This is a genomic window from uncultured Fibrobacter sp., from assembly GCF_900316465.1.
Lineage (GTDB): Bacteria > Fibrobacterota > Fibrobacteria > Fibrobacterales > Fibrobacteraceae > Fibrobacter.
This window is the reverse complement of the sequence record NZ_ONDD01000020.1, coordinates 68,582-90,414: the sequence shown is the minus strand read 5'-3', so window position 1 is coordinate 90,414 and position 21,833 is coordinate 68,582. Positions and strand designations below refer to the sequence as shown.

At 51.2% G+C, this 21,833-nt stretch carries 19 protein-coding genes and 1 pseudogene; 6 read left to right on the top strand and 14 right to left on the bottom strand.

Translation table 11 applies throughout. The features are described 5' to 3' along the window. Positions 1–17: 17 nt before the first annotated feature. The 7 genes and pseudogenes from QZN53_RS09370 to QZN53_RS09340 form a co-directional block, all read right to left on the bottom strand. A complete protein-coding gene (locus QZN53_RS09370) occupies positions 18–1,931 on the bottom strand; it encodes a fumarate reductase/succinate dehydrogenase flavoprotein subunit (RefSeq protein WP_163438729.1) in 1,914 nt (637 codons plus the stop codon). 11 nt (positions 1,932–1,942) lie between these two features. Beyond that, complete coding sequence (locus QZN53_RS09365; RefSeq protein ID WP_163438728.1) at positions 1,943–2,794, bottom strand: succinate dehydrogenase cytochrome b subunit; 852 nt, start codon at positions 2,792–2,794, stop codon at positions 1,943–1,945. A gap of 38 nt (positions 2,795–2,832) precedes the next feature. Further along, positions 2,833–3,285 (bottom strand): nucleoside-diphosphate kinase, encoded by a 453-nt coding sequence (gene ndk / locus QZN53_RS09360; protein ID WP_163438727.1) that lies wholly within the window; start codon positions 3,283–3,285, stop codon positions 2,833–2,835. 42 nt (positions 3,286–3,327) lie between these two features. Next, positions 3,328–5,403, bottom strand: coding sequence for a peptidyl-prolyl cis-trans isomerase (locus QZN53_RS09355; protein ID WP_163438726.1), 2,076 nt, complete (start codon positions 5,401–5,403; stop codon positions 3,328–3,330). 53 nt (positions 5,404–5,456) lie between these two features. Beyond that, a pseudogene (gene purL / locus QZN53_RS09350) lies at positions 5,457–9,303 on the bottom strand (phosphoribosylformylglycinamidine synthase). A gap of 203 nt (positions 9,304–9,506) precedes the next feature. After that, entirely contained in the window at positions 9,507–10,082 is a 576-nt protein-coding gene (locus tag QZN53_RS09345) for a hypothetical protein (protein ID WP_205428135.1), read from the bottom strand. A gap of 12 nt (positions 10,083–10,094) precedes the next feature. Beyond that, entirely contained in the window at positions 10,095–10,652 is a 558-nt protein-coding gene (locus QZN53_RS09340; RefSeq protein ID WP_163438725.1) for a hypothetical protein, read from the bottom strand. Positions 10,653–10,776: 124 nt separating this feature from the next. On the opposite strand from QZN53_RS09340, the gene QZN53_RS09335 reads away from it, so the two are divergent. After that, entirely contained in the window at positions 10,777–11,280 is a 504-nt protein-coding gene (locus QZN53_RS09335; protein WP_163438724.1) for a hypothetical protein, read from the top strand. On the opposite strand, the gene QZN53_RS09330 is transcribed toward QZN53_RS09335, so the two are convergent. The 4 genes from QZN53_RS09330 to QZN53_RS09315 are packed head-to-tail and all read right to left on the bottom strand — an operon-like array spanning position 11,273 to position 15,297. Continuing rightward, positions 11,273–11,962: a glycosyltransferase family 2 protein gene (locus tag QZN53_RS09330; RefSeq protein ID WP_163438723.1), complete on the bottom strand. Its 690-nt coding sequence runs from the start codon at positions 11,960–11,962 to the stop codon at positions 11,273–11,275. The two genes, QZN53_RS09335 and QZN53_RS09330, sit on opposite strands and share 8 nt — an antisense overlap. Before the next feature lie 8 nt (positions 11,963–11,970). Continuing rightward, positions 11,971–12,939, bottom strand: coding sequence for a glycosyltransferase (locus tag QZN53_RS09325; protein WP_294652711.1), 969 nt, complete (start codon positions 12,937–12,939; stop codon positions 11,971–11,973). Then, positions 12,924–14,198 carry an O-antigen translocase gene (locus QZN53_RS09320; RefSeq protein WP_294652708.1) on the bottom strand — a complete coding sequence of 425 codons (1,275 nt, stop codon included), beginning with the start codon at positions 14,196–14,198 and terminating at the stop codon, positions 12,924–12,926. The genes QZN53_RS09325 and QZN53_RS09320 overlap by 16 nt, the downstream gene beginning before the upstream one ends. Further along, the gene (locus tag QZN53_RS09315) at positions 14,182–15,297 is read right to left on the bottom strand and encodes a DegT/DnrJ/EryC1/StrS family aminotransferase (RefSeq protein ID WP_367269185.1); all 1,116 of its coding nucleotides are present in this window, start codon (positions 15,295–15,297) and stop codon (positions 14,182–14,184) included. The genes QZN53_RS09320 and QZN53_RS09315 overlap by 17 nt, the downstream gene beginning before the upstream one ends. Positions 15,298–15,343: 46 nt before the next feature. Here QZN53_RS09315 and QZN53_RS09310 point away from each other — a divergent pair, with 46 nt between their 5' ends. Further along, positions 15,344–16,327, top strand: coding sequence for a GNAT family N-acetyltransferase (locus tag QZN53_RS09310; protein ID WP_163438721.1), 984 nt, complete (start codon positions 15,344–15,346; stop codon positions 16,325–16,327). On the opposite strand, the gene QZN53_RS09305 is transcribed toward QZN53_RS09310, so the two are convergent. Then, entirely contained in the window at positions 16,311–16,739 is a 429-nt protein-coding gene (locus QZN53_RS09305; protein ID WP_163438720.1) for an FdtA/QdtA family cupin domain-containing protein, read from the bottom strand. The two genes, QZN53_RS09310 and QZN53_RS09305, sit on opposite strands and share 17 nt — an antisense overlap. A 172-nt stretch (positions 16,740–16,911) precedes the next feature. On the opposite strand from QZN53_RS09305, the gene rpsD reads away from it, so the two are divergent. Next, entirely contained in the window at positions 16,912–17,517 is a 606-nt protein-coding gene (gene rpsD / locus QZN53_RS09300; RefSeq protein WP_073320591.1) for a 30S ribosomal protein S4, read from the top strand. Between the two features lie 176 nt (positions 17,518–17,693). On the opposite strand, the gene QZN53_RS09295 is transcribed toward rpsD, so the two are convergent. Beyond that, positions 17,694–17,879, bottom strand: a complete 186-nt coding sequence (locus tag QZN53_RS09295; protein WP_163438719.1) for a hypothetical protein — start codon at positions 17,877–17,879, stop codon at positions 17,694–17,696. Positions 17,880–18,007: 128 nt separating this feature from the next. Between QZN53_RS09295 and QZN53_RS09290 the strand changes: the two genes are divergently transcribed. The 3 genes from QZN53_RS09290 to QZN53_RS09280 are packed head-to-tail and all read left to right on the top strand — an operon-like array spanning position 18,008 to position 20,603. Beyond that, a complete protein-coding gene (locus QZN53_RS09290) occupies positions 18,008–19,696 on the top strand; it encodes an EAL domain-containing response regulator (protein ID WP_163438718.1) in 1,689 nt (562 codons plus the stop codon). 20 nt (positions 19,697–19,716) lie between these two features. Next, entirely contained in the window at positions 19,717–19,917 is a 201-nt protein-coding gene (locus QZN53_RS09285; protein WP_163438717.1) for a hypothetical protein, read from the top strand. Further along, on the top strand, positions 19,917–20,603 hold the full coding sequence (locus QZN53_RS09280; protein ID WP_163438716.1) for a MauE/DoxX family redox-associated membrane protein: 687 nt from the start codon (positions 19,917–19,919) through the stop codon (positions 20,601–20,603). The genes QZN53_RS09285 and QZN53_RS09280 overlap by 1 nt, the downstream gene beginning before the upstream one ends. Positions 20,604–20,626: 23 nt before the next feature. Here QZN53_RS09280 and QZN53_RS09275 read toward each other — a convergent pair whose 3' ends face one another. After that, positions 20,627–21,802 carry a glycosyltransferase gene (locus QZN53_RS09275; protein ID WP_163438715.1) on the bottom strand — a complete coding sequence of 392 codons (1,176 nt, stop codon included), beginning with the start codon at positions 21,800–21,802 and terminating at the stop codon, positions 20,627–20,629. Positions 21,803–21,833 lie beyond the last annotated feature (31 nt).

The window sequence follows — 21,833 nt, the reverse complement described above, 5'->3', positions numbered from 1 at the left end:
CAAATTCAGTCCGCTCATTATTTGTAGCTCCTAGTAGCGAGGTGGACGTTATCAAAGGTAAGAGGTTCCTTGGAAAGTTCCGGTGCGACACCGTCGCCCTTGTATTCCCAGGCACCCACGTAGCAGAAGTTCTCGTCGTCGCGCTTGGCTTCGCCTTCCGGAGTCTGGCTTTCTTCGCGGAAGTGGCCGCCGCAAGATTCCTTGCGGTGCAGGGCGTCGAGAGTGAGGACTTCGGCGAATTCGAGGAAGTCAGCCACGCGGCCGGCACGTTCGAGGTTCTGGTTGAAGGAACCTTCGGAACCGAGCACGTTGACGTTTTCCCAGAATTCGGCACGGAGGGCCGGAATCTTCTCGAGGGCGGTCTTCAGGCCGGCCTCGTTACGGGCCATGCCCACGTATTCCCACATGATGTTACCGAGTTCACGATGGATATCGTTAACAGTGCGGTGACCCTTGATGGAGAGGAGCTTGTGGATGCGTTCTTCGGTCTGCTTCTTGCAGTCTTCGAACGCGGCATCGGATTCGGAAACCTTCTCGAGCTTGGTGCCCGCGAAGTAGCCGCCGATGGTGAACGGAATGACGAAGTAACCGTCGGAGAGACCCTGCATCAAAGCAGAAGCGCCGAGGCGGTTTGCACCGTGGTCGGAGAAGTTGGCTTCACCGAGAACGAAGCAGCCCGGAATCGTGGACATCAGATCGTAGTCCACCCAGAGGCCGCCCATGGTATAGTGGATGGCCGGGAAGATACGCATCGGGACCTTGTACGGGTCTTCGTCGGTAATCTTTTCGTACATCTGGAAGAGGTTGCCGTACTTGGCAGAGACACCGGCAACGCCCATGCGCTGGATAGCGTCGGCGAAGTCGAGGTACACGGCCTGCTTGGTGTTACCCACGCCGAGACCTGCGTCGCAGACCTGCTTGGCGTTACGGGATGCCACGTCACGAGGCACCAGGTTACCGAAGCTCGGGTACTTTTCTTCGAGGTAGTAGTAACGGTCTTCTTCGGGGATCTGGTCCGGGCTGCGGGTGTCGCCAGCCTTGCGCGGAACCCAAATACGACCGTCGTTACGGAGAGATTCGCTCATCAAGGTGAGCTTGGACTGCAGGTCGCCGTGGCGAGGAATGCAGGTCGGGTGAATCTGAGTGTAGCAGGGGTTGGCGAACAGAGCGCCGCGCTTGTAAGCACGGAAAGCAGCCGTCACGTTAGAGCCCTGAGCGTTGGTAGAAAGGTAATAGACGTTACCGTAACCGCCGGTGCAAAGGCAGACTGCATCGGCCACGTGGCTTTCGAGTTCGCCCGTGATGAGGTTACGCACGATGATACCGCGAGCCTTGCCGTCGATCACGACCAGGTCCATCATTTCGCGGCGGGGGAACATCTTGACCTTACCGGCAGCAACCTGGCGCATGAGAGCCTGGTAGGCACCGAGCAAGAGCTGCTGACCCGTCTGACCACGAGCGTAGAACGTACGGGAAACCTGCGTACCACCGAAGGAACGGTTGTCGAGGAGGCCACCGTATTCACGACCGAACGGAACACCCTGGGCGACGCACTGGTCGATGATGAGGTTGGAGTTTTCGGCCAAGCGGTGCACGTTGGCTTCGCGAGCGCGGAAGTCACCGCCCTTCACGGTATCGTAGAACAAACGGTAAACGGAGTCGCCGTCGTTCTTGTAGTTCTTAGCAGCGTTGATACCACCCTGAGCAGCAATGGAGTGTGCACGGCGGGGGCTATCCTGGATGCAGAAAGACTTGACGTTGTAACCAAGTTCGGCAAGAGATGCAGCAGCGGAAGAACCGGCAAGGCCAGTACCCACCACAATCACCGTGAACTTACGCTTGTTGGCGGGGTTCACGAGCTTGAGTTCGAACTTATGCTTGGTCCACTTTTCTTCGATGGAACCACCGGGGATTTTAGAATCAAGAATCATTAGTGGGCTCCTTAAATTTCAGCGTTAAAAGAAACTTCAACTTCGCCAACAGACGGAATCACGAAGGCAGCCTTCTTGGCTTCCTTTTCCTGCTTCTGCTGTTCATACTGCGGCTGGAGGCTGCGGGACTTTTCGATCAGGGCCTGGGTTTCGGGCTGGTTGCCGAGGTAGAAGGCGGCGACAGCGGTGATACCGAAGCCAAGGGCGATAACGATGCTGTAGACGATGCCAGCGATATCGATGATCGGGGTCCACTTCTGGTGAGCGATACCCATGGTCTGGAAAGCAGAAGAAATAGCGTGGAAAAGGTGCATACCGATCACGAACATGCTGACCACGTAGAATGCAGCCCAAGCCGGGTTAGCAAACATCTGGATGGTGGTGAGCCACATGTCGCGGACGATTTCGCCCTTGTCGTTCATGTAAAGGTAGTGTTCGCCGAACTTGAGCATCATGAGGTGCTGCACGAGGAAGGCAACAATGAAGAGGCCAGACCAGATCATGGTGAAGGTTGCGAAGGTCTTCTTACCCTTGCGAGCGTTGACTTCGTAATCGATGCCACCGCGAGCCTTCTTGTTTTCAATCTTCAGCGTAACGGCGAGGAAGATATGAATAGCGAAGGCGGCCACCAGCACCAGTTCAATGAGGTAAATCATCTTCACCGGGAAGTGGAGCGGGTTGAATCCGGTCAGGAATTCGGTGTAGGCATTGTAGGATGCCTGAGCCGCAGCCTGGTCGAAATTCAGAAGCTGGAAGTTGCCACACATGTGGCCCAAGATGAACAGAGCCAAAAAGGCACCCGTGCATCCCATGATCTGCTTCTTACCGATGGAGGAGGTAAGATACTTGACGATCCATTGCATTGAGTTGTGTCTCCTTGAGGGGGGTTATTTTTTGAAACTTAGAGGACGCAGCAAGCCTTGAGGGAAGGCATTTCGTAAGCGTAGCGTTCGTCTTCCTTGAACCAGAAGTCCAGTTCACGCTTGGCAGATTCGGGGCTGTCGGAGCTGTGCACGACGTTTTCGGTCATGGAAGGGGCAAAGTCGTAGCGGAGGGTACCGGGTTCCGCCTTAGCCGGATTGGTTGCACCGTTGATAGCGCGAACCTTGGCAATGGCATTTTCGCCGCCGAGGGCGAGCATCACGGACGGGCCCTTGGTCATGTAGGCTTCGAGTTCCGGGAAGAACGGCTTTTCTACGTGTTCAGCGTAGAAACCGCGAGCATCAGCAGAAGTCATCTGGTGCATCTTCACGGCGCAGACAGAGAGGCCTGCAGCGATGTAACGGTCGATAATGCGGCCCATGAGACCGGATTTCACGGCATTGGGCTTGATCATTGCAAATGTCATTTCCATAGTTGGTACCTTTTGATTTAAGATGTGGGAAATATAGGTTTTTTACTCTTCGGCTTCGATCTTTTTCATCAAATCATCGGCAAGTTTGCCGTTACTCTTGATGTTGTCGACAAGCCACTGGGCAGATTCCTTCAGTTCGCTGTTCGGATACTTCTGGAGGAACGCTTCCAGCACTTCGAGAGCCTTATCGTTCATACCCAAGTTTTCGTTGAGCATAAAGCCGCGGCTGAACATGGCCTTTTCAGCATTCGGGCTATTCGGCCACATGTTGTAGAAAGCGTTATAGTCGCCTTCTGCATCCAGGAAATTTTCGTTTTCGCTCTCGATCTGAGCCATTTCGTAAGCGACATGTTCGAACAGGCTATCATTTTCGGCGTAGGCGTACATGACCTTGCGGTATTCATTGTAGGCAGCCGACTTCTTGCCGGCCTGGTACAGAGAATCGGCACGAGCCATCAAAATGCTAGCAATCATGGTCGGCTTATATTCAGTAACGCCCGTATCATAAAGGTGAACCGTCGCCTTGGAATAGGCTTCTGCAGCAAGCCTATCGGACAAGAGTTTCTGGAATTCTTCAGCACGGCGGAAGTAGATCTTGGGAATGCTTTGTTCGTACGTCAAGTCCTTATAAAGCAAGCGGTATCCCATGTAATATTCGTACTTATACATGTTTGCCGGGAATGCGGCCACCTTACGCAGGTCATCCTTGGCCTTTTCGTAGTCGTAACCTGCATGAATCGGGCTACCGACATGATCGTACAAAGCCTTAAGCGTATCTTCGGGGATATTTTCTCCGCTGATCTTTTTCTGAACATAATGTTCACTCAGGTAATCCCTGCGAGACTGACGCACCAAGGCCCTGTATTCCCAGCTATGGTTCAGATGGGCTTCCTTGGCAGCTTCGGCGTACGCAAAATTTTCGGCAAGCATCGACACGATTCGATCATGCAGAGAACGATTCATTACACGGCGAACAAACGTTTCATTAAAGCGAACCATGTCCGCTTCCGTGAACACGGGCTCCCCTGCCCTGGTAATCAACACGACAGAGGTATCAACATCAAAAAAAGAGCCATCCTTGAGTCCATTTGCGATCCCTACATCGACGCGATCATACGGCTTCAAGCGAGCTACATCAATTCCTGCCAAGTAGAAAATATGGCAGATATTATCCGTAGACTTGAGCACAGGCGTCACAAAGCCCGGTTCCTTGCCTTCAAGCGCCGAAGCCAAATCAGGAACAATTCCAATGCCATAAGGCAAAGCAAAATCCTTCTTGACGTGTCCTACGTAACCGCTATCCTTGGCCGTTTTGGCATTCTTGCTATTTGCAACAGCCATCGACTTGAACTGTTCAAGCGTCGGCGTTGTAGAAAGCAACGTTGCAAGTTTTGCAGAATCCGCTTGCACATGGTAAAGTTCATAACCAGGAGCCGTCATGAACTGGTCCTGATGCCTATTGTAATAAGCCTTCGGATCAACCTGAGGAATTTCCTGAATCCCAATCTTGTACTTCTCAAGAATTCCCGTAGAGAATTCCTCTTGCAGTGCCCCACGACGAATTGCGGCAAAAGATTTTTTCGCCTTCATGGAATCTTCTGCTGTCGGATTTTCGAGCTTGAGAGTATCCTTGAGATAAGACGCAAATGCTTCGGCATTCTTGGAAGCGTAGTAGCAACTTGCCACCAAAGGACGCACCATCAAGAAATCACCGGTAGAATCTTCGGGGAACATGCTACGGTTGGCATCGTAGAACTGACGGAGTTCTGCATCGCTATACGTCATATTTTCGGAGATATAGTAACGCTGGTAAACCATCGTAAGTACGCGGATATCAAGGTCTGCGTAAAAGGCTTTCCATTCGTCTTCTAATTGCGGATATTCCTCGACAGCCTTAGCCGAAAGCGCAGCCTTCGAATAAAGGTTGTCATAAAGGAACTGATTCTTGAAGGTATTAAGTTGTCCACCCTCATTTTTCAACAGCAAAGCGTAATCTTCTTGATAGACTTTTTCGCCATCGATGCGAGCCAGGAGCGTATCCTTGTCGCCGATACCGTTACAGCCGTTCAATACAAACAGCGAAGCTAATGTAACGAGAGCCAGGAGTTTTGCCTTCATAATTCCTCTGGTTAAGATTTCAAGACAGCAATTTCGACACTAAGCTACAAAAATTAGCCGACGAAGATACGACCGTTGCGGAACAACTGCATCCACGGACCGTCATCGCCCCATTCTGCCGGGTGCCAGGAGTACTGGCAGGTACGGAACACACGTTCCGGGTGCGGCATCATGACGAGAGCGCGACCGTCTTCGGAGCAGAGGCCGTTGATGCCGAACGGGGAACCGTTGGGGTTCAGCGGGTAGCGTTCAGTGTATTCGTGCTTGCCGTCCACGTAACGGAGCAGCAGCTTCGCGACTAGCGAATTCTGCGCGGCCTTCGCCGTGTGCGACCGCAATCGGGAGCACGGAGCCTGCCATGCCCTTGAGGAGCACAGCCGGAGTATCTTCGACCTTCAAAGAGCAGTAACGGGCTTCGAAGCGTTCAGAAAGGTTCTGCACAAAGCGCGGCCAGTGCTTGGCGCCCGGAATCAAATCCTTGAGGTTAGAAACCATCTGGCAGCCGTTGCAAACACCGAGCGTGAAGGTGTCTTTGCGGTTGAAGTAAGCTTCGAATTCAGCGCGAGCCTTCGGGTTGAAGAGAATGCTCTTGGCCCAGCCTTCACCGGCACCGAGAACGTCACCATAGCTGAAGCCACCACAAGCCACGAGACCGTTGAAGTCCTTGAGGCTTACGCGGCCTTCGAGAATGTCGGTCATGTGAACGTCGATGGATTCGAAGCCGGCCTTCTGGAAGGCGGCAGCCATTTCGAGTTCGCCGTTGACGCCCTGTTCACGGAGGATTGCCATCTTCGGACGGCTTGCGAAGTCCTTCACAATCTTGGCAGACGCCGCGACGTCGAAGGTGACCTTCGGCGTGATACCCGGATCGTCCTGTTCCAGCTTGAGTTTGTATTCGCTTTCGGCACAATCCGGGTTATCGCGGAGAGCCGCGATGCGGCGGGTCGTGTCGCTCCAGATGGCGCGGAGATCCGAGAGGCCTTCGGCGTAATCACCGATGATTAAGTTGTAAGTATCGTTGAGCGTACCGATTTCAGAAACGGTATCGCCGAGGCCGACATCAGCAAATGCTTCGAACACGGCCTTCAAATCAGCCTTCTTCACCTGAAGCACAGCACCGAGTTCTTCGTTGAACAAGGCGTCAATCAGGTTACCCTTGAGGGCACCGGCATTGAGCGTGACACCCACGTGGCCAGCGAATGCCATTTCGGCAACCGTCGTGTAGAGACCGCCATCGCTCTTGTCGTGGTAGGCCATAATCTTGCCGGCAGCATTGAGCTTCTGGATGGTTTCGAAGAAGGCGCGGAGTTCCTGAGCGGAATCAACATCCGGAGCCTTGTCGCCGAGGTTGTTGTAAACCTGAGCGGCAATAGATGCGCCCATGCGGTTCTGACCGCGGGCCAAGTCAACGAGCACGAGCGTAGAATCCTTATCCTGCAACAGCTGCGGGGTAAGCGTCTTGCGCACATCGGCGCACGGAGCAAAGGCACTGATGACCAGAGAAATCGGAGCGGTCACGCGGTGGCTACCCTTGTCGTCCTGCCACACGGTGCTCATGCTCATGGAATCCTTACCCACCGGAATCGTAATGCCGAGATCCGGGCAAAGTTCCATACCGATGGACTTCACGGCTTCGTAAAGGTCGGCGCCGTCGCCCTCGTAGTTCGGCGTAGCCATCCAGTTTGCGGACAAGTTCACGCGGCCCATATCAGGCACGCAAGCGGCAGCCATGTTGGTGAGGGATTCAGCCACCGTCATACGAGCGGCAGCGGCCGGAGAAATCAAGGCGATCGGGGCGCGTTCGCCCATGCTCATGACTTCACCTTCGTAAGTATCGAGAGTTGCGCTGGTCACGGCACAGTCAGCAACCGGAACCTGCCACGGACCAACCATCTGATCGCGGCAAATCATACCCGTCACAGAACGGTCACCGATAGAAATGAGGAACGTCTTGTCGGCGACGGTCGGGTTAGCAAGCACGCGGTGAGCCACATCCTTGATGGAGGCATCAGCCGGAACCACCGTGGAAGAAAGCGGACGCTTCTGGCTCTTTTCGTTACGGATCATGCGAGGCGGCTTGCCGAGAAGTACGCCGAGCGGCATGTCAATCGGAGTCGTACCGAAGTGCTTGTCGGTCAGGGTCAGGTGCTTTTCAGGAATAGCCTCGCCCACCACAGCGTACGGGCAGCGTTCACGCTTACAGATAGCGTCGAACACATCGAGCTTGTCGCCTGCAATAGCAATCACATAACGTTCCTGGGATTCGTTACTCCAGATTTCGAACGGGCTCATACCCGGTTCGTCGTTCGGCACATTACGCAGTTCAAACTTACCACCGAGACCGCCATCGTTCACCAGTTCCGGGAAGGCGTTGGAAAGTCCACCTGCACCCACGTCGTGAATGAAGGTAATCGGGTTTTCATCGTTCATCGCCCAGCAGCGGTCGATGACTTCCTGGCAGCGGCGTTCCATTTCCGGGTTTTCACGCTGCACAGAAGCAAAGTCGAGAGATTCATTACCGGCACCGTTAGCCACAGAGCTAGCTGCACCACCACCAAGACCAATAAGCATGGCCGGACCGCCGAGCACGATCAGGTGGTCACCCGGATCGATGTGGCCCTTTTCGATATGTTCATGCTTGATGTTACCGAGACCACCGGCCAACATAATCGGCTTATGGTAACCGCGGACTTCCTTGCCGTTCTGGGCATCGACTTCCTGTTCGAAAGTACGGAAGTAACCGAGGATGTTCGGACGGCCGTATTCGTTGTTGAATGCAGCGCCACCCAGCGGACCTTCGATCATAATGTCGAGAGCAGAAGCGATACGGGACGGGCTACCAAAGTCCTTTTCCCAAGGTTGGACTGCACCCGGCAGTTTCAAGTTCGAAACGCTAAAGCCCGTGAGGCCGGCCTTCGGCTTGGAACCCTTACCCGTGGCACCTTCGTCACGAATTTCGCCACCACTACCGGTAGCAGCACCCGGGAACGGAGAAATAGCCGTCGGGTGGTTGTGGGTTTCGACCTTCATCAAGATGTCGACTTCTTCGTGGTGGAAGTCGTACTTGTTGTTGCGCGGGTCAGCGTAATAGCGGCCAGCGACAGCGCCCTTCATCACGGCGGCGTTGTCCTTGTAGGCGCTAAAGATGTTCGAGTTGTGGAGCTGGTAGGTGTTCTTGATCATCTGGAACAGGGACTTGTCCTGCTTGACACCATCAATCGTCCATTCGGCACCGAACACCTTGTGGCGGCAGTGTTCCGAGTTGGCCTGCGCGAACATGTAGAGTTCCACGTCGGTCGGGTTGCGCTTGAGCTCGGTGAAGTTCTTGACCAAGTAGTCGATTTCATCCGGAGAGAGAGCGAGGCCCATTTCCTTGTCGGCCTTCACGAGGGCGTCGCGGCCTTCGGTAAGCACCGGAATCACGTTCAGCGGACGCGGTTCTTCCTTGCTGAAGAGGACTTCGAGCGAGGCGGTGTCGGCGAAAACGGCCTGGGTCATGCGGTCGTGAATCTTGGCCGAAATCTTTTCGCGGGCACCGGCGGGAACAGCACCTTCAAACTTCACGTAGTAAGCGATGGCACGTTCGATGCGCTTGATAGCCGGGAGGCCGCAGATGTGAGCGATATCAGTAGCCTTGGAGCTCCACGGGCTGATGGTACCCGGACGCGGGCACACCACAAAGAGTTCGCCTTCGAGAGCCTTGGGTTCGCGGGCCGGACCGTAATGCAGCACCTTCTTCAAAGTTTCGGTTTCTGCATCGGATAGGCCCTCGGACAGGTCCACCACATGCAGGAATTCAGCGTAAACGGTAGCGACAGAAAGGCCTGCGCTCTTGAAATCGGAAGAAAGTTTCTGGAGACGGAAATCCGACAGAGCCGGCGTACCACGTAAAATGAGCATTATTAACCTCTATTTGTTTTTTACGCGCAAAATTTAGAAAAAACATGCGGGAGGGGACCCAGCTCGGAGTTGCGAAGGCCGCACGGTCCCCTCCCTGCACCCTCCCCTTCCTTGGCCAACGCTTTATTATCTTCCATAAAAAATAACACGACCCTTTTTAGAGTCGTGTTTCATTTTTCCGTATCTTATTAAGTGTCAAGCGATTAGCGCTTTTTGCCCTTCTTGCCTTTTTTGCCCTTGGCACCCTTGGCAGGCTTTGCAGCCTTCTTCGGAGCCGGAGCTTCTTCGACAGCTTCTTCAGCGCCTTCTTCGCCTTCTTCCTCTTCGGCGATTTCTTCGCCCGGATTACCGACGAGAGCATTCACGTTCACAGAGACGAGGCCAGCAAGAGACTTGACTTCGGTCTTCTTGTCGACTTCGACCTTCGAGAACTTCGAAATGATGTAGTAGGCACCCGTAGCTTCAAAGCGGCGAGTCATGTTCGCAATGCTCATGGAGCCCTTGGTAGCCGGGAAATACTTGGCTTCCAGGCGAGCCTGATCCTGAGAAGTCTTTACAGACTGCACGGTTTCGCAAGCCAAGGACCATACGCCCTTGTTCACATCGATAGAGTTGTTCACGTATTCGATGATCTTGGAGGCGCCCTTGTAAGAGTTAGTGGTGGTCTTGGTGTAGTGTTCCGTAGCCTGAGACACGTAACTACCCTTCTGCATCAAAAGCGTAGCAAGGAGAGCGATAACCAGAACGGTGAGTGCAATAGAAATATTCTTTACGTTCATTTTCACAACTCCTTATTCGAAATGGTAGGCCGCAGGGGCTTCGAGCTTAAAGTGATCGGCCATATTGTAGTTGGCAAGAGCGCTGTAGTCGCTGGACTTCAGCTTGCCCTTCGCAAACGTGAACGAAATGACGCAGTTCTTACCGCATGCCACTTCCTTGACGCCACCTTCGTTCTTCAAGAGGAACTTGTCGGCAAGGCCGGCCTTTTCGTAAATGGAATTCTGAGCCTGAGGAGGAATGCCAGCAGCTTCGTACATGTAAGAAAGCTGCTTAAAACGAGCATCCTTGTCGCCTTCGATAGCCTTGACCGCAGCATCAAAAGCGGCTTCGGTCTTTGCAGTGGTCAGAGTTGCATAGACAAGGCGCCAAGCCATACCGTACTGGTCCACGGCCTTCCACTGGTCCTGAACAGCACCGTTGGAAAGTTCAAGGTAAGCATCCACCTGTTCCTTCACAGTCTTCTGTGCCTGGTCGTTGTACTGACCCTTCAGAACCATCATCAAGGCAAACAAGCCGATAATGAGCACAATATCGACAATCATCAAAATTTTGAATTTCTTTTTGTCCATAAGTATCCTTTTGCAAGTTTTTTGCATATAGAATTTACTTCCAAAATAAAAAAAAACAAGCAAACTTTCGGAAAATTACGGCAATTTTACAGAAAACACCCCCTTTTTTAGTATATTGCAGGCCATGAGCGAACAAGAAAACAAAGAAATGCTCCCGTCGCAGGTCATTTTTGAAAACCTGAAGGAACTTATCAGGGCCAAAAATACGGCCCACGAATCCATGTTCAAATTCCACTGGAAAAAGATGTGGCCGTTCAGCCTGTTCTGGCCGCAAGTGGATTTCGAACGAATTGTTCGACTCATGAGTGAAATCCGCAAGAACGCCATCAACCAGAAGAACCTGGTCTTACAGGCAAAGTCCAAGGCAAAGCCATTCGAAAAGACTTTCCTTGACGCTATCCCCGCCTACCTGGACGCTCTCGATGTTTCTTGCCAGAAACTCTCTGCCGCAGCCCAGTGGAAACAGGACATGCTCTTAAAGCGCATTCACAAAGATGTCAAGTTCCGCCGCGATGTGTCGGAATGGAGTCAAATTCTAAAAGACTACGAAGAAGCGCAGGGCAATCTGGTTCGCGCCGGCGCCATTGTGCAAATGGGCTGGGGCGAAGTTATTCAGGCCATCAAATAATTGCCTTCAGCAAGTTCACTCGCCATTTAATCTTTTGAAGTACACCTGCGGGAGAATTCCCGATATGCGTTGCATTGGTAGAATGTTGACGGTATTCCACCAGCGGTTCGTCAATTGACTTCACCTTGAAATATTTCTCGGCCACAAGACCAAGCCATTGATCGTGCATCGGGAGATTCTTCGGAAACGGAAGAGCCTTGCCTAGAACACTTCGACGCAAAGCGATGCAGCAACCTGTAAAGGTATTCTTCCACCAGTTGGTAACTACCCCACTCTTGTAGGCTCGAATATCGCTCAACTTGCCGGAGCGAGTCCAAGAAGATTCCGACGGACGAAGCATCCACGCATCGTGCGTCACAAGGTCGGCCTCATTCAAAGCTGCAAGGACTTTTTCCACCTTTCCCGGAAGCCAGATATCATCTTGGTCTGCAAGGAAAATGATTTCGCCCTTAGACGCTTGTAAGGCGCGCTCATAGTTGTAGATTACCCCCAGGTGCTTTTCGGCAGGCAACACGCGAATGCGAGATTCTTTCAAGGATTCAACTACCTGCATGGTATCGTCGGTAGAACCGTCGTCGGCGATGACGATTTCGGCATCAGTAGGCAACTGCGAAAGAATGCTTTCGAGCTGTTCGCGGATAAACTTGCCGCCATTATATGTTGCCATGCAGACAGAAATCATCTTTACCTTTAATACTTTAAGAACATTCTCGGGATGAACAACTTGGGCAATCGCTTGAAGAAAGCCGAGCTAAAGGTCGCAAGCTGCGGCAATCGTTTTAACGCCTCGCCTTTTTGTGCATAAGCTAGAGCCGAGAACCAATTCGCCTTCCAGTTCTTGACCGCCTGCGGGTATAGCTTATGGTCTTTATACAATTCTATAATGCGCAAGAACTCGGCATACATGCGATTGTGATTGGCATGCATATTATTACCATGATCACGGTAATGGCAGCACACAATATCGGGCAACACCGGCTGTGGGCCATATTCGTAAAGTACTTTCAGGTATAGCGGATAGTCCTCGAAAAAGAACCGTGTATCGTAGCCACCCAAGCGACGGACTTTCTCGGTCACGAACATTTCAGCGCAACCGTGCAGCGGTTTTAAGCCCAAGAAAAATTCTTCAAACTTAATTTCAGGGACAGACTTCAAAAATGCCGGATCCAGGTTTTCCGAAACAATTCCATTTTCGCTCATCGGCTTCACCTGCCCAAAGCAGCCTGCCGCCTCCGGGTGAGCCATCAGACAATCGGACTGTTTCTTTAAACGGTCCGGCGGCATGATGTCGTCAGAAGAAAAAGTACAGAAATACTTGCCGCGCGCAAGTTCGAGCATTTCGTTCAACGTGGCGACAACGCCCTTATTTTCTCGATGAATATAGCGGAACTTGAGTTCTGCAGAAAGTTTTTTGAGAATCTCGGGAGACTTGTCTTTACTGCCGTCGTCAAGGACGATCAGTTCAAAGGCGACACCCTTCTGTTCCATGACAGAACGAACGGCGGCTTCGACATATTTTTCATGATTATAACTAGCCAACAGCACCGAAACAACAGGCGGAAGTTCGCGTTGTTCCGTTTCTTCACCCTGCGCAAACGCCTTCACATAAACGTTTTCGGTCATTTTTTGCGCAAACATGTTCGTTACGGAGTATTCCATTTAAGCCTCCATACCAAAACGTAGAGCACCACAAAGTAGCAGAAATTTTCAAAAGCGTACGCCGCCATCGGACCGTTAAATTCAAGGAATTTGATTCCGACAAAGGTTCCTGCAGCCAGCAAGAATTCTGAACCGATTTCAACCGAAAGGAAAGCCTTGGTCTCGGCACGGGCAATCAGCACTAGCGCAAGCGCAAAGCCGCCCGCCCTAAAGAAATCGCCTACCAGCTGAAGCGGCAAGTAATCGACGGCACCCATGTACGCCTGCGAAAACAGCACCTGCACCAAGATGCTACGGCCAAAGTACAGGGCCGCAATCATCGCAAGCGAGATTCCCATAATGCGAAGCAGCAACGGATTAAACATCTTGAAAAACTCGCCGCGGCTCATACTTGCCGAAACTCGCGGCAAGATTATAACCGTCAAAATGGCCGACATCGCCATGAACAAGAAGTCCGAAACCTTCCAGACGCTTTGCCAAATGCCCGCGGCATCGTTTCCGAAATGAGAAGCCACCGTCGTACGCATGATAGTCAGCACCACCGGCGCCAACACCATCGGAACAAGCCCCATGAGCACATACGAGAACCAGGGATAACGCGTATCGAGAGCGGTCTTCCAGACTTTCTTTACACTAAAACCGGCACGGCTTGCAATTTGGGCTGCAAAAATGCCTGCCACAATGGACTGAGTCGCAATAATCGAAAGCACCGAAAGGCGCCCCGTGTAAAGGAAGAACGCAACCCAAAGCACTTGCCATATTGAAGTCACAATATTGATGAGAGCCCACTTGCGATTTTCGCCAAGTCCATTCATGACGGCGGCACAAATCGTAATGATGTTCATCGCAAATACACCCGGCAAGGCAAAGAGGATTGCCGCCTGCGCAAGGCGCGTCGGAACGCCCGGCAAAAGCGATTCAAGAGGCGCCATAAAACAGAACAGAAGCGCCACAATAAAGGTGAACAGGCTTGCAAAAGTTGTCAGGCGAAGTCCACCACGCCAAATGCCAAGCAATTTTTCTTGGTCATTCTTGTTCTGCGCCGTCAGAGCAGTCCAGCCGTTCTGTAACGCAAGCGAAGACGTTGCCGAACCGATACTCATGAAATTCAGGAACTGCCCTACGCACGCAAACGCTGCCGGCGGCAGGAATATGGCGAGCAACTTGTTGATTGCAAATGCACGAAGCGCATTGAACAGCGTGACCGCTCCGGAGCCGGCAAAAAGCTTTGTGTAATTCTGGTTAGCGGGCATAGGCATTGATTGATTCAATGACGTAAGAAACTTGGTCGTCGGTCATGGACGGGCCCATGGGAATGCTAAGTTCCGTCTTCGCCAGTTTTTCTGCGATCGGAAGCGAGCCATGGCGGAGTTCACCACGTGAAAGCGCCCCGTTAAAAGCCTCTTGCAAATGCGGCGGAATCGGATAATGGATCAGCGTTTCCACGCCGCGGTCTTTCAGGAACTTTTGCAAATCGTCACGGGTTTCGCAGAAAACCGGAAAAACATGCCACACATGCGACTTCGGATTCGCAGGAACAGGCGTTACACGCACCAGCGGATTCTTGATTTCGGCACAGCAGCGGGCCGCAATTTGCTGACGGCGCGCATTCCAGGAATCCAGATGCGGAAGTTTTGCAAGCAGTACCGCAGCCTGAACTTCATCGAGGCGGGAATTCACGCCCACATACTGGTTCACATATTTTTCGACGGAGCCGTAATTGCCTAGAGACCTTACCACTTGAGCAAGTTCCAAGTCATCGGTAACGACCGCACCCCCATCGCCCATGGCGCCGAGATTTTTCGTCGGGTAAAAGCTATAGGCCGCTGCATTAGACGAATAGGACACGCCACTAGCTCCGTGGGCCTGGGCCGCATCTTCGAACACGAGCAAGCCTTTCGCCTTCGCAAATTCACAAACGGCAGGCATATCGGTCAATCGGCCATACAAGTGGACCACCAAAATGGCACGAGTCTTTGCAGAGCAAGCATCAGCCAATCGGGACGTATCCAACACGCAAGTTTCAGGATTCGGCTCCACAAGCACCGGCACAAGTCCTGCCGCACGCACCGCCAAAACAGTCGCCACAAACGTATTCGCCGGAACAATCACCTCATCGCCCTGTTGCATGCGACCCAGTTGAATAGACGCCCTCAACATCAAGGTCAGCGCATCAAGGCCATTGCCCACACCGACACAAGCCTTTTTCCCACAATAGGAGGCAAACGCTTCTTCAAACTCACGGCAACGATTTCCGCGAATAAACCACTTTGAATCAAGAACATCAGAAAAAGATTCGCGCAGGGCATCACCCAAGGCACGATTCACATAATCCAGCGAATAAAACGGGACATTCATCATTGTTTGTGAAAATAGCAAATTAACATTTTCTATTTTAAAGAACATGTACGAAATTTTGCCCTACAGCCCCGAACTAGACCAACGATTCGACCATTTTGTAATGCAAGAATCGGCGAACGGGACATTCCTGCAAACAAGGCGTTTTCTAAACTACCATCCGGCTGGACGTTTTAACGAAGCCAGTTTTGCGCTTCAAAAGAGCGGAACCATCGTCGCCTATTTTCCGGGAGTTGAAAAAGAGCAGACTTTCGTGTCGCATGCAGGGTCAACCTTTGGCGGTCCCATTATCGCAAAGCCATACTATACCGGGGCAAGACTTTTTGAAGTTCTTCAAGAGGCGGACCAATACCTGACTGCAAATTTCAAGCACAGCGTTCTTAAAATCACGCCCGCACTTTTTGCAGAAGAAACGCCAGACATGCTTGAATATGTTCTTGAGCACCTGGGCTATACCCGTCATACGGAACTGAGCAGCCAGACGCCCCTATCTACAGGCGTCGACCCTCTAGAAAACTGCAACCGAAATCAAAGAAGGCTTTGGGTTGCTGCAAACAAGTTTATTGAAGAATTGCCCGAAAAAGACCGCTGGGAATACAGAGCTTTGGAGTCGGAAGAAGAAATTGCCACCTTCCACAAGTTTCTGACCATTTCAAAAGAAAAGCACCATGTCAAGCCGGTCCACACGCTAGAAGACTTACTGGACCTGAAAAAAAGAATTCCTGAAAATCTTCGTTTCAGAGGTTTATTCTTTGGCGGTCGATACGTATGCGGGATGCTTCAATTTGTTTTTGGAAAGACAAAAGTCCTGCACGACCAGAACATTTCGCCCGACGAAAGCTTTACTGAATTCCACCACACGACGCCCATGAACCTTTTCGCCTTGCGCGAAGCGGTCCAGGAAGGATTCAGGCATTTCTCTTGGGGCATTTCTACCGAAAACGGTGGAAACTTTTTGAACGAAAACTTATTCCACTACAAGGAATCGTTCGGGGCGCTCCCCTGCGTGAACGTTAGATACGAGAAGTAACTTCTTTCTTGAAGTCTTCGTAATCGTAGATGTAGTCGGACTCATCGTAATGTTCCGACGCAAGCACCATACACACCGCACCCGACGAGAAATTTTCGATTTCACGCCAATGCATGGTCGGAATATAAAGACCATGGTAGGAGCGATTCAAAGAATACTTGGAACGCTTTTTGCCGTCATCCAGAATCACATCGAAACTGCCACTGGCAGCAATAATCAGCTGGCGGAGGTTCCTATGGGCATGACCGCCACGGGTCGTTCCGCCGGGAACGTCATACAGGTAGTACACGCGCTTGATATCAAAAGGTACCAGTTCGCCCCCCTCGACCACGCTCAGGTTACCCCGCTGGTCGTGGGCAATAGGGATATCAATCAAACGCGGTTCTTTTAGCTGATTTTCGTTCCAATCCATGGCCCTAATATAATAAAGTGGCGACCTAAAGGGGTGGTTCGGGCTGTTTTTGGGGTGATTCAGTTGAAAATCGGCAGATTTATTTCTATATATGTCGCACCAATGAGTGCATGTCGCGCCAAGCTCTGCCAACATGCATGTTAACCAAAGAGCTTCCTTTAACGAGGTAAAAATGTCCTCTTTCCGTGGACCAAAAGGTAAGGTAGCCCGTTCTCTCGGACTCGCCGTCTCTCAGAAGACTCAGAAGGCTCTCGATCGCCGTAACTTTGCACCCGGCCAGCATGGCCAGACCCGCAAGAAGTCTTCTTCCGTGTACAAGCAGCAGCTCGTCGAAAAGCAGCGTCTGCGTTTCACCTACAACATTTCCGAAGCTCAGTTGGCCAAGGCTTATGACGAAGCCAACCGTCGCGCCGGTTCTGCTGGTGACAACCTGATGATTTTGCTCGAAACCCGTCTTGACGCCCTTGTCTACCGCATGGGTTTTGCTCGCACGATTTTTGCAGCTCGCCAGTATGTCGCTCACGGCCACTTCACCGTGAACGGTGTCCGCAGCTACTCTCCGTCTCGCCAGATCAAGGCCGGTGACGTGATTGCAGTTCGCGAAGGCTCTAAGGAACACGTGCAGATCAAGGAAGCCATTGCTAACGCTCCGGCTGTCCCTGAATACGTGACTGTCGACGCCGGCAAGATGGAAGGCACGCTCGTGAAGCTCCCGCTCCGCGAACAGATTCCGGTCAAGCTGGAAGAACAGCTCGTCGTGGAATACTACTCCAGGTAGTAACCACTCAAACCAAGAGTTTGGACACCCTGCTTCGGCAGGGTGTTTTTTTTGTCTTGTACTACTTTACAAATTCAACATTAACAATATCGTCGTTGTTAGAACTGCCTAGCAAGACAACATTCTGTTTAAGCTTTTGCACCGTCATTGTCGGCTTAGAATAGTTCTTTTTACGCTTAATTTCTTTTTTCATAGTAAACACCTTTAGCCTTTATTTTTCCATGCATGTTACGACCTTTTAAATCGTAGCTACGCGGCATTAGGTTATTGCCAATTACAGCCTTCGCCGGGCCGACAAATTTAGTGGTGCCAAATTCATTTTTAACAAATTCTGTTTCGATAGACTCGGGAATAAATTCCACACATATCTCCATATCTTAGCGAAGTTAAAATTAGGAAAAAACACGCATAATCTGGCATAAAAGGCCCTTCAAGAACCCTTGACGAAACATTTTTACATATATTTATCTTACAGAAGAGAGAAAATATAATGCGGTCGTTTAAATCCAGACAGAATATCATGGTAATCGAAGATAATCAAGATTGCCAGGAAATTTTGCAAAATGTTTTAGAGGAATCCTACAACATTACTGTTGTCAGCAACACACAAGAAGCGTTGCTTTTGTTAATGGATGCCCCCACGACTTATTCCCTTATTCTGCTGGAGCTGGACCTCCCCGACAGCGCCTGTATCAATTTTTTAAAGCAAAGAAATAACCAGACTTTCTTGCAGAGCATTCCCGTCATCGTCATTACTGGGGACGGCAATGACAACGGATGTTACAAACTGGGCGCAGACGAGTTCATACGAAAGCCCCTAAACACCCCCGACATCATTCTCGCCCGCTGCGTGCGCACCATGGCCCTGTTCGAAAACAAGAACCTGGTGCAACAGACCGAAAGGGACAAGCTCTCGGGGCTTTATACCATTGATTATTTCTTTGAATACCTGAAGCAGATTATCCCGCTAGACATGGGGTCTGACCGCGACGCTATCGTTATTGACATCGAGCATTTCCGCCTGATTAACGAAATTTACGGGCGCAGTGTCGGCGACCAGATTCTTGCAGATATCGGTAATTACCTACAACAGATTCTGACGACCCTGAATGCCATTGCCTGCCGTGCGGGCGCAGACGTTTTCTACGTCTACTGCATTCACCAGGAAAGCTACCAAGAACTTCAAGAGGATCTTCAAGACATTCTTGCCCACCATGTCAAGGTCAACAATATCCGAGCCCGAGTGGGCGTATGGCAATTCGTGGAACGAGGCGTAACCGACCCCGAAACATGGTTTGACCGAGCCAAGAGCGCTTGCGACCGCATTAGCGGAAACTTTACGGTTTCAGTAGCCACATACAACAGCGGCCTGCATACCAAGCACCTCCGCGAAGAACGTTTGATCAGGGATATTTACGAAGCCATCGAACACAAGGACCTGAAGGTCTACTACCAGCCCAAGTACGCCATTCAGGGCGACAAGCCGCACCTACGCAGCGCCGAAGCTCTTATCCGCTGGATTCACCCGACTCTTGGCTTTATCAGCCCGGCCGACTTTATTCCGCTGTTTGAATCAAACGGTCTGATTCAGATGGTAGACTACTACGTATGGAAAGAGGCTGCCGCCCAAATCCGCCGCTGGAAAGACGAATACGACTTTACCGTTCCCGTATCGGTAAACGTATCACGTATCGACATTTACGATCCGGATCTTGAAAACAAGTTCTGCAACATTTTGAAAGAGAACAACCTTTCGCCTAGCGAATACATGATCGAGATTACCGAAAGCGCCTACGCCGAAAACGCACAGGGCTTAATCGAAGTTCTCGAAAGCATGCGACAAAAAGGGTTCAAAATCGAAATGGACGACTTTGGCACCGGTTATTCTTCGCTCGGCATGCTGACCGAAATTCCTATCGACATTCTAAAGATCGATATGTCTTTTGTCCGCAGCATGGAAAAGCATGAAAAGAACAAGCGAATGGTGGAACTGATCATTGACATCGCCAAGTTCTTGAAGGTTCCTTGCGTTGCCGAAGGCGTTGAGACGGAATCCCAATTGCGAGCCCTCAGAAGAATGGGTTGTGACGTGATTCAGGGATATTTCTTCTCGAAGCCGGTATCCCCCGAAGATTTCGTGAAGTTTATTGAAAAAGAAAAGAGCCTGTGGACTAAGTAAGACTGAAGATTTTGTATCTTATGGATATGAAATCAATTGCTCTTAAAGTATTCGATTATCTCAAAAGTTATTTGAAGTCCCTGAACTGGATTGTTTTGCTCGGGATTGCTGTATTCTGCATTGCCCTTGCAGTCATCAACAACATTCGCGTTGAAGATTCCAAGTCGGTCGACTGGATCGGCAGCCAGGAAATTCTTGCCAAGCCGGACGAGGTGCTGTAATGAAGAAGACGATTATTTCTGCAGTACTGCTCGTTGTAGCCTCGATTCTTGTGGCCATCGGTGTCGCCGAGATTTCGTTCCCGGAATCTTTCTTGACTTTTACCGACCAAGATTGGCTGATTGACATTTGGCCCAAGGCTTACCGCTACAACATTCATGTGGGACTTGCCGCCATTATCATCGCCACGGGCATTTGTTTTCCGGCTTACCGCCTGCAAAAAGACTTCGCCATCCGTGCACTCGAAACCTTGTTCCGCGTGGGCATCGGCGGCATGTTCATTTTTGCTAGCATCTACAAGATTCAGGACCCGCACCAGTTTGCGGTTCTGGTGGCGCAGTACCAGTTCTTCCCCGCTTTGCACTTGGAAAGCGTGAACAATTTCTTTGCGCTGCTTTACCCGCAGTTTGAATTCTGGTTTGGCCTCGCCATGATTGTAACGCCATTCGTGCGTGAATCGGCCTTCGCCATTTTCTGGATGTTCGTGAGCTTCATCATCGCCCTCACTTGGGCCTTGGGCAACGACCTCGGAATCACTTGCGGCTGCTTTGAACTTGAAGACGGCGACGCCCACGACAAGGCCGAAGCCTGGACAAGCCTGATTCGCGACCTGATTTTGATTTGGCCCACACTCTGGCTTGCCACGCGCAAAAACCACAGCCTGATCAAGGTGTGGCGCAATAAATAAATTTCGAGATATGCTTCCTGAATTTAAACGATTGAATTCAGGAAGTCTACAACACGCTTCGAATAAGCTTCGATAGAAACACGGTCCAAAAGTTCTTGGGCCTTTTCTTCGTTTACGACCTTTTCGCCTGCGAGCACGCGGTCCAAAACCTTGGCGTAAGCCTCGGCATCAGTCGGCGGATCAATGAGCGGGCACACGCCATCCAAGTTTTCGAGAAGCGAAGTCGTACCACCGGCAACGGCAGGAGTACCGCAGCTGATTGCCTCGACAGGCGGAAGGCCAAAGCCTTCAAGAAGGCTCGGGTACACCATGAGTTCGGCATGGTAGTAGAATTCACGCAGTTCAGGGGCGTTAAATTCGGGGAAATGGAAAACGTTGTAAAGCTTTTTCGCGTTGATAATATCGCGATAATGCTGAGTCAACTTACCCACGCGGACAAATGCGACATCAGGGCGCAAGCGGGCCATTTCGTAGTACGTTTCCACATTCTTTCGCGGTTCGGCAAGCCCCACATGCACGCACATGGCCTTGTAGTTCTTGATACCGTAGCTGCGGCGGAAAGCTTCGCGTTCTTCGGCAGTCTTCGGCTTTTCAAGGCGTTTGAACACAGTTCCATCGATCGGGCAGCCAATGACCGCACCCGGAGCACTTGCCATGCGCGGACCAAAATGCTTGCACACGGCGTTCTTGGTCCATTCGGAATTGAACACGAAGCAATCGGCATTGATTGTCGGGTCGATATAGAACTTGTTCAGCAAGATAAACTTGATGCTGTGGGGGTACTGGGTTTCGGCAAAGTCGTCGTGCAGGTACAAGACAGACTTTGCATCAGGACCGCCTTCGCGCTTGTTCTTTTCAATCGCCTTCTTGGCAGACGAAATCAAAAAGCCGAGTTCAGGGCGAATAAAGAAAACCACATCGGGCTTGACTTTTCTGACGCAATCGTAAACGGGCTTGCGCAGGCTAAGAAAACCTGTATAAAGAGACTTCACCCAAACTTCGTGAGCCGTATACGTACTCGGGTCGGCCACAATCTTGCCGCCTTCGGCCGTATGTTCCGGATTCGGGAAAAACTTGGGAGTCTTCATCCACAGAACATGCGTATCAAAATCCTTGGCAACAGACCTCACAAGGTTCAACGTCAGGCGGCCAAAACTGGTACATTCGTTCTTATCGCAAATAAACAGGATTTTCTTCATAATCAAATTCCAGTAATGGCTTAAAATATAA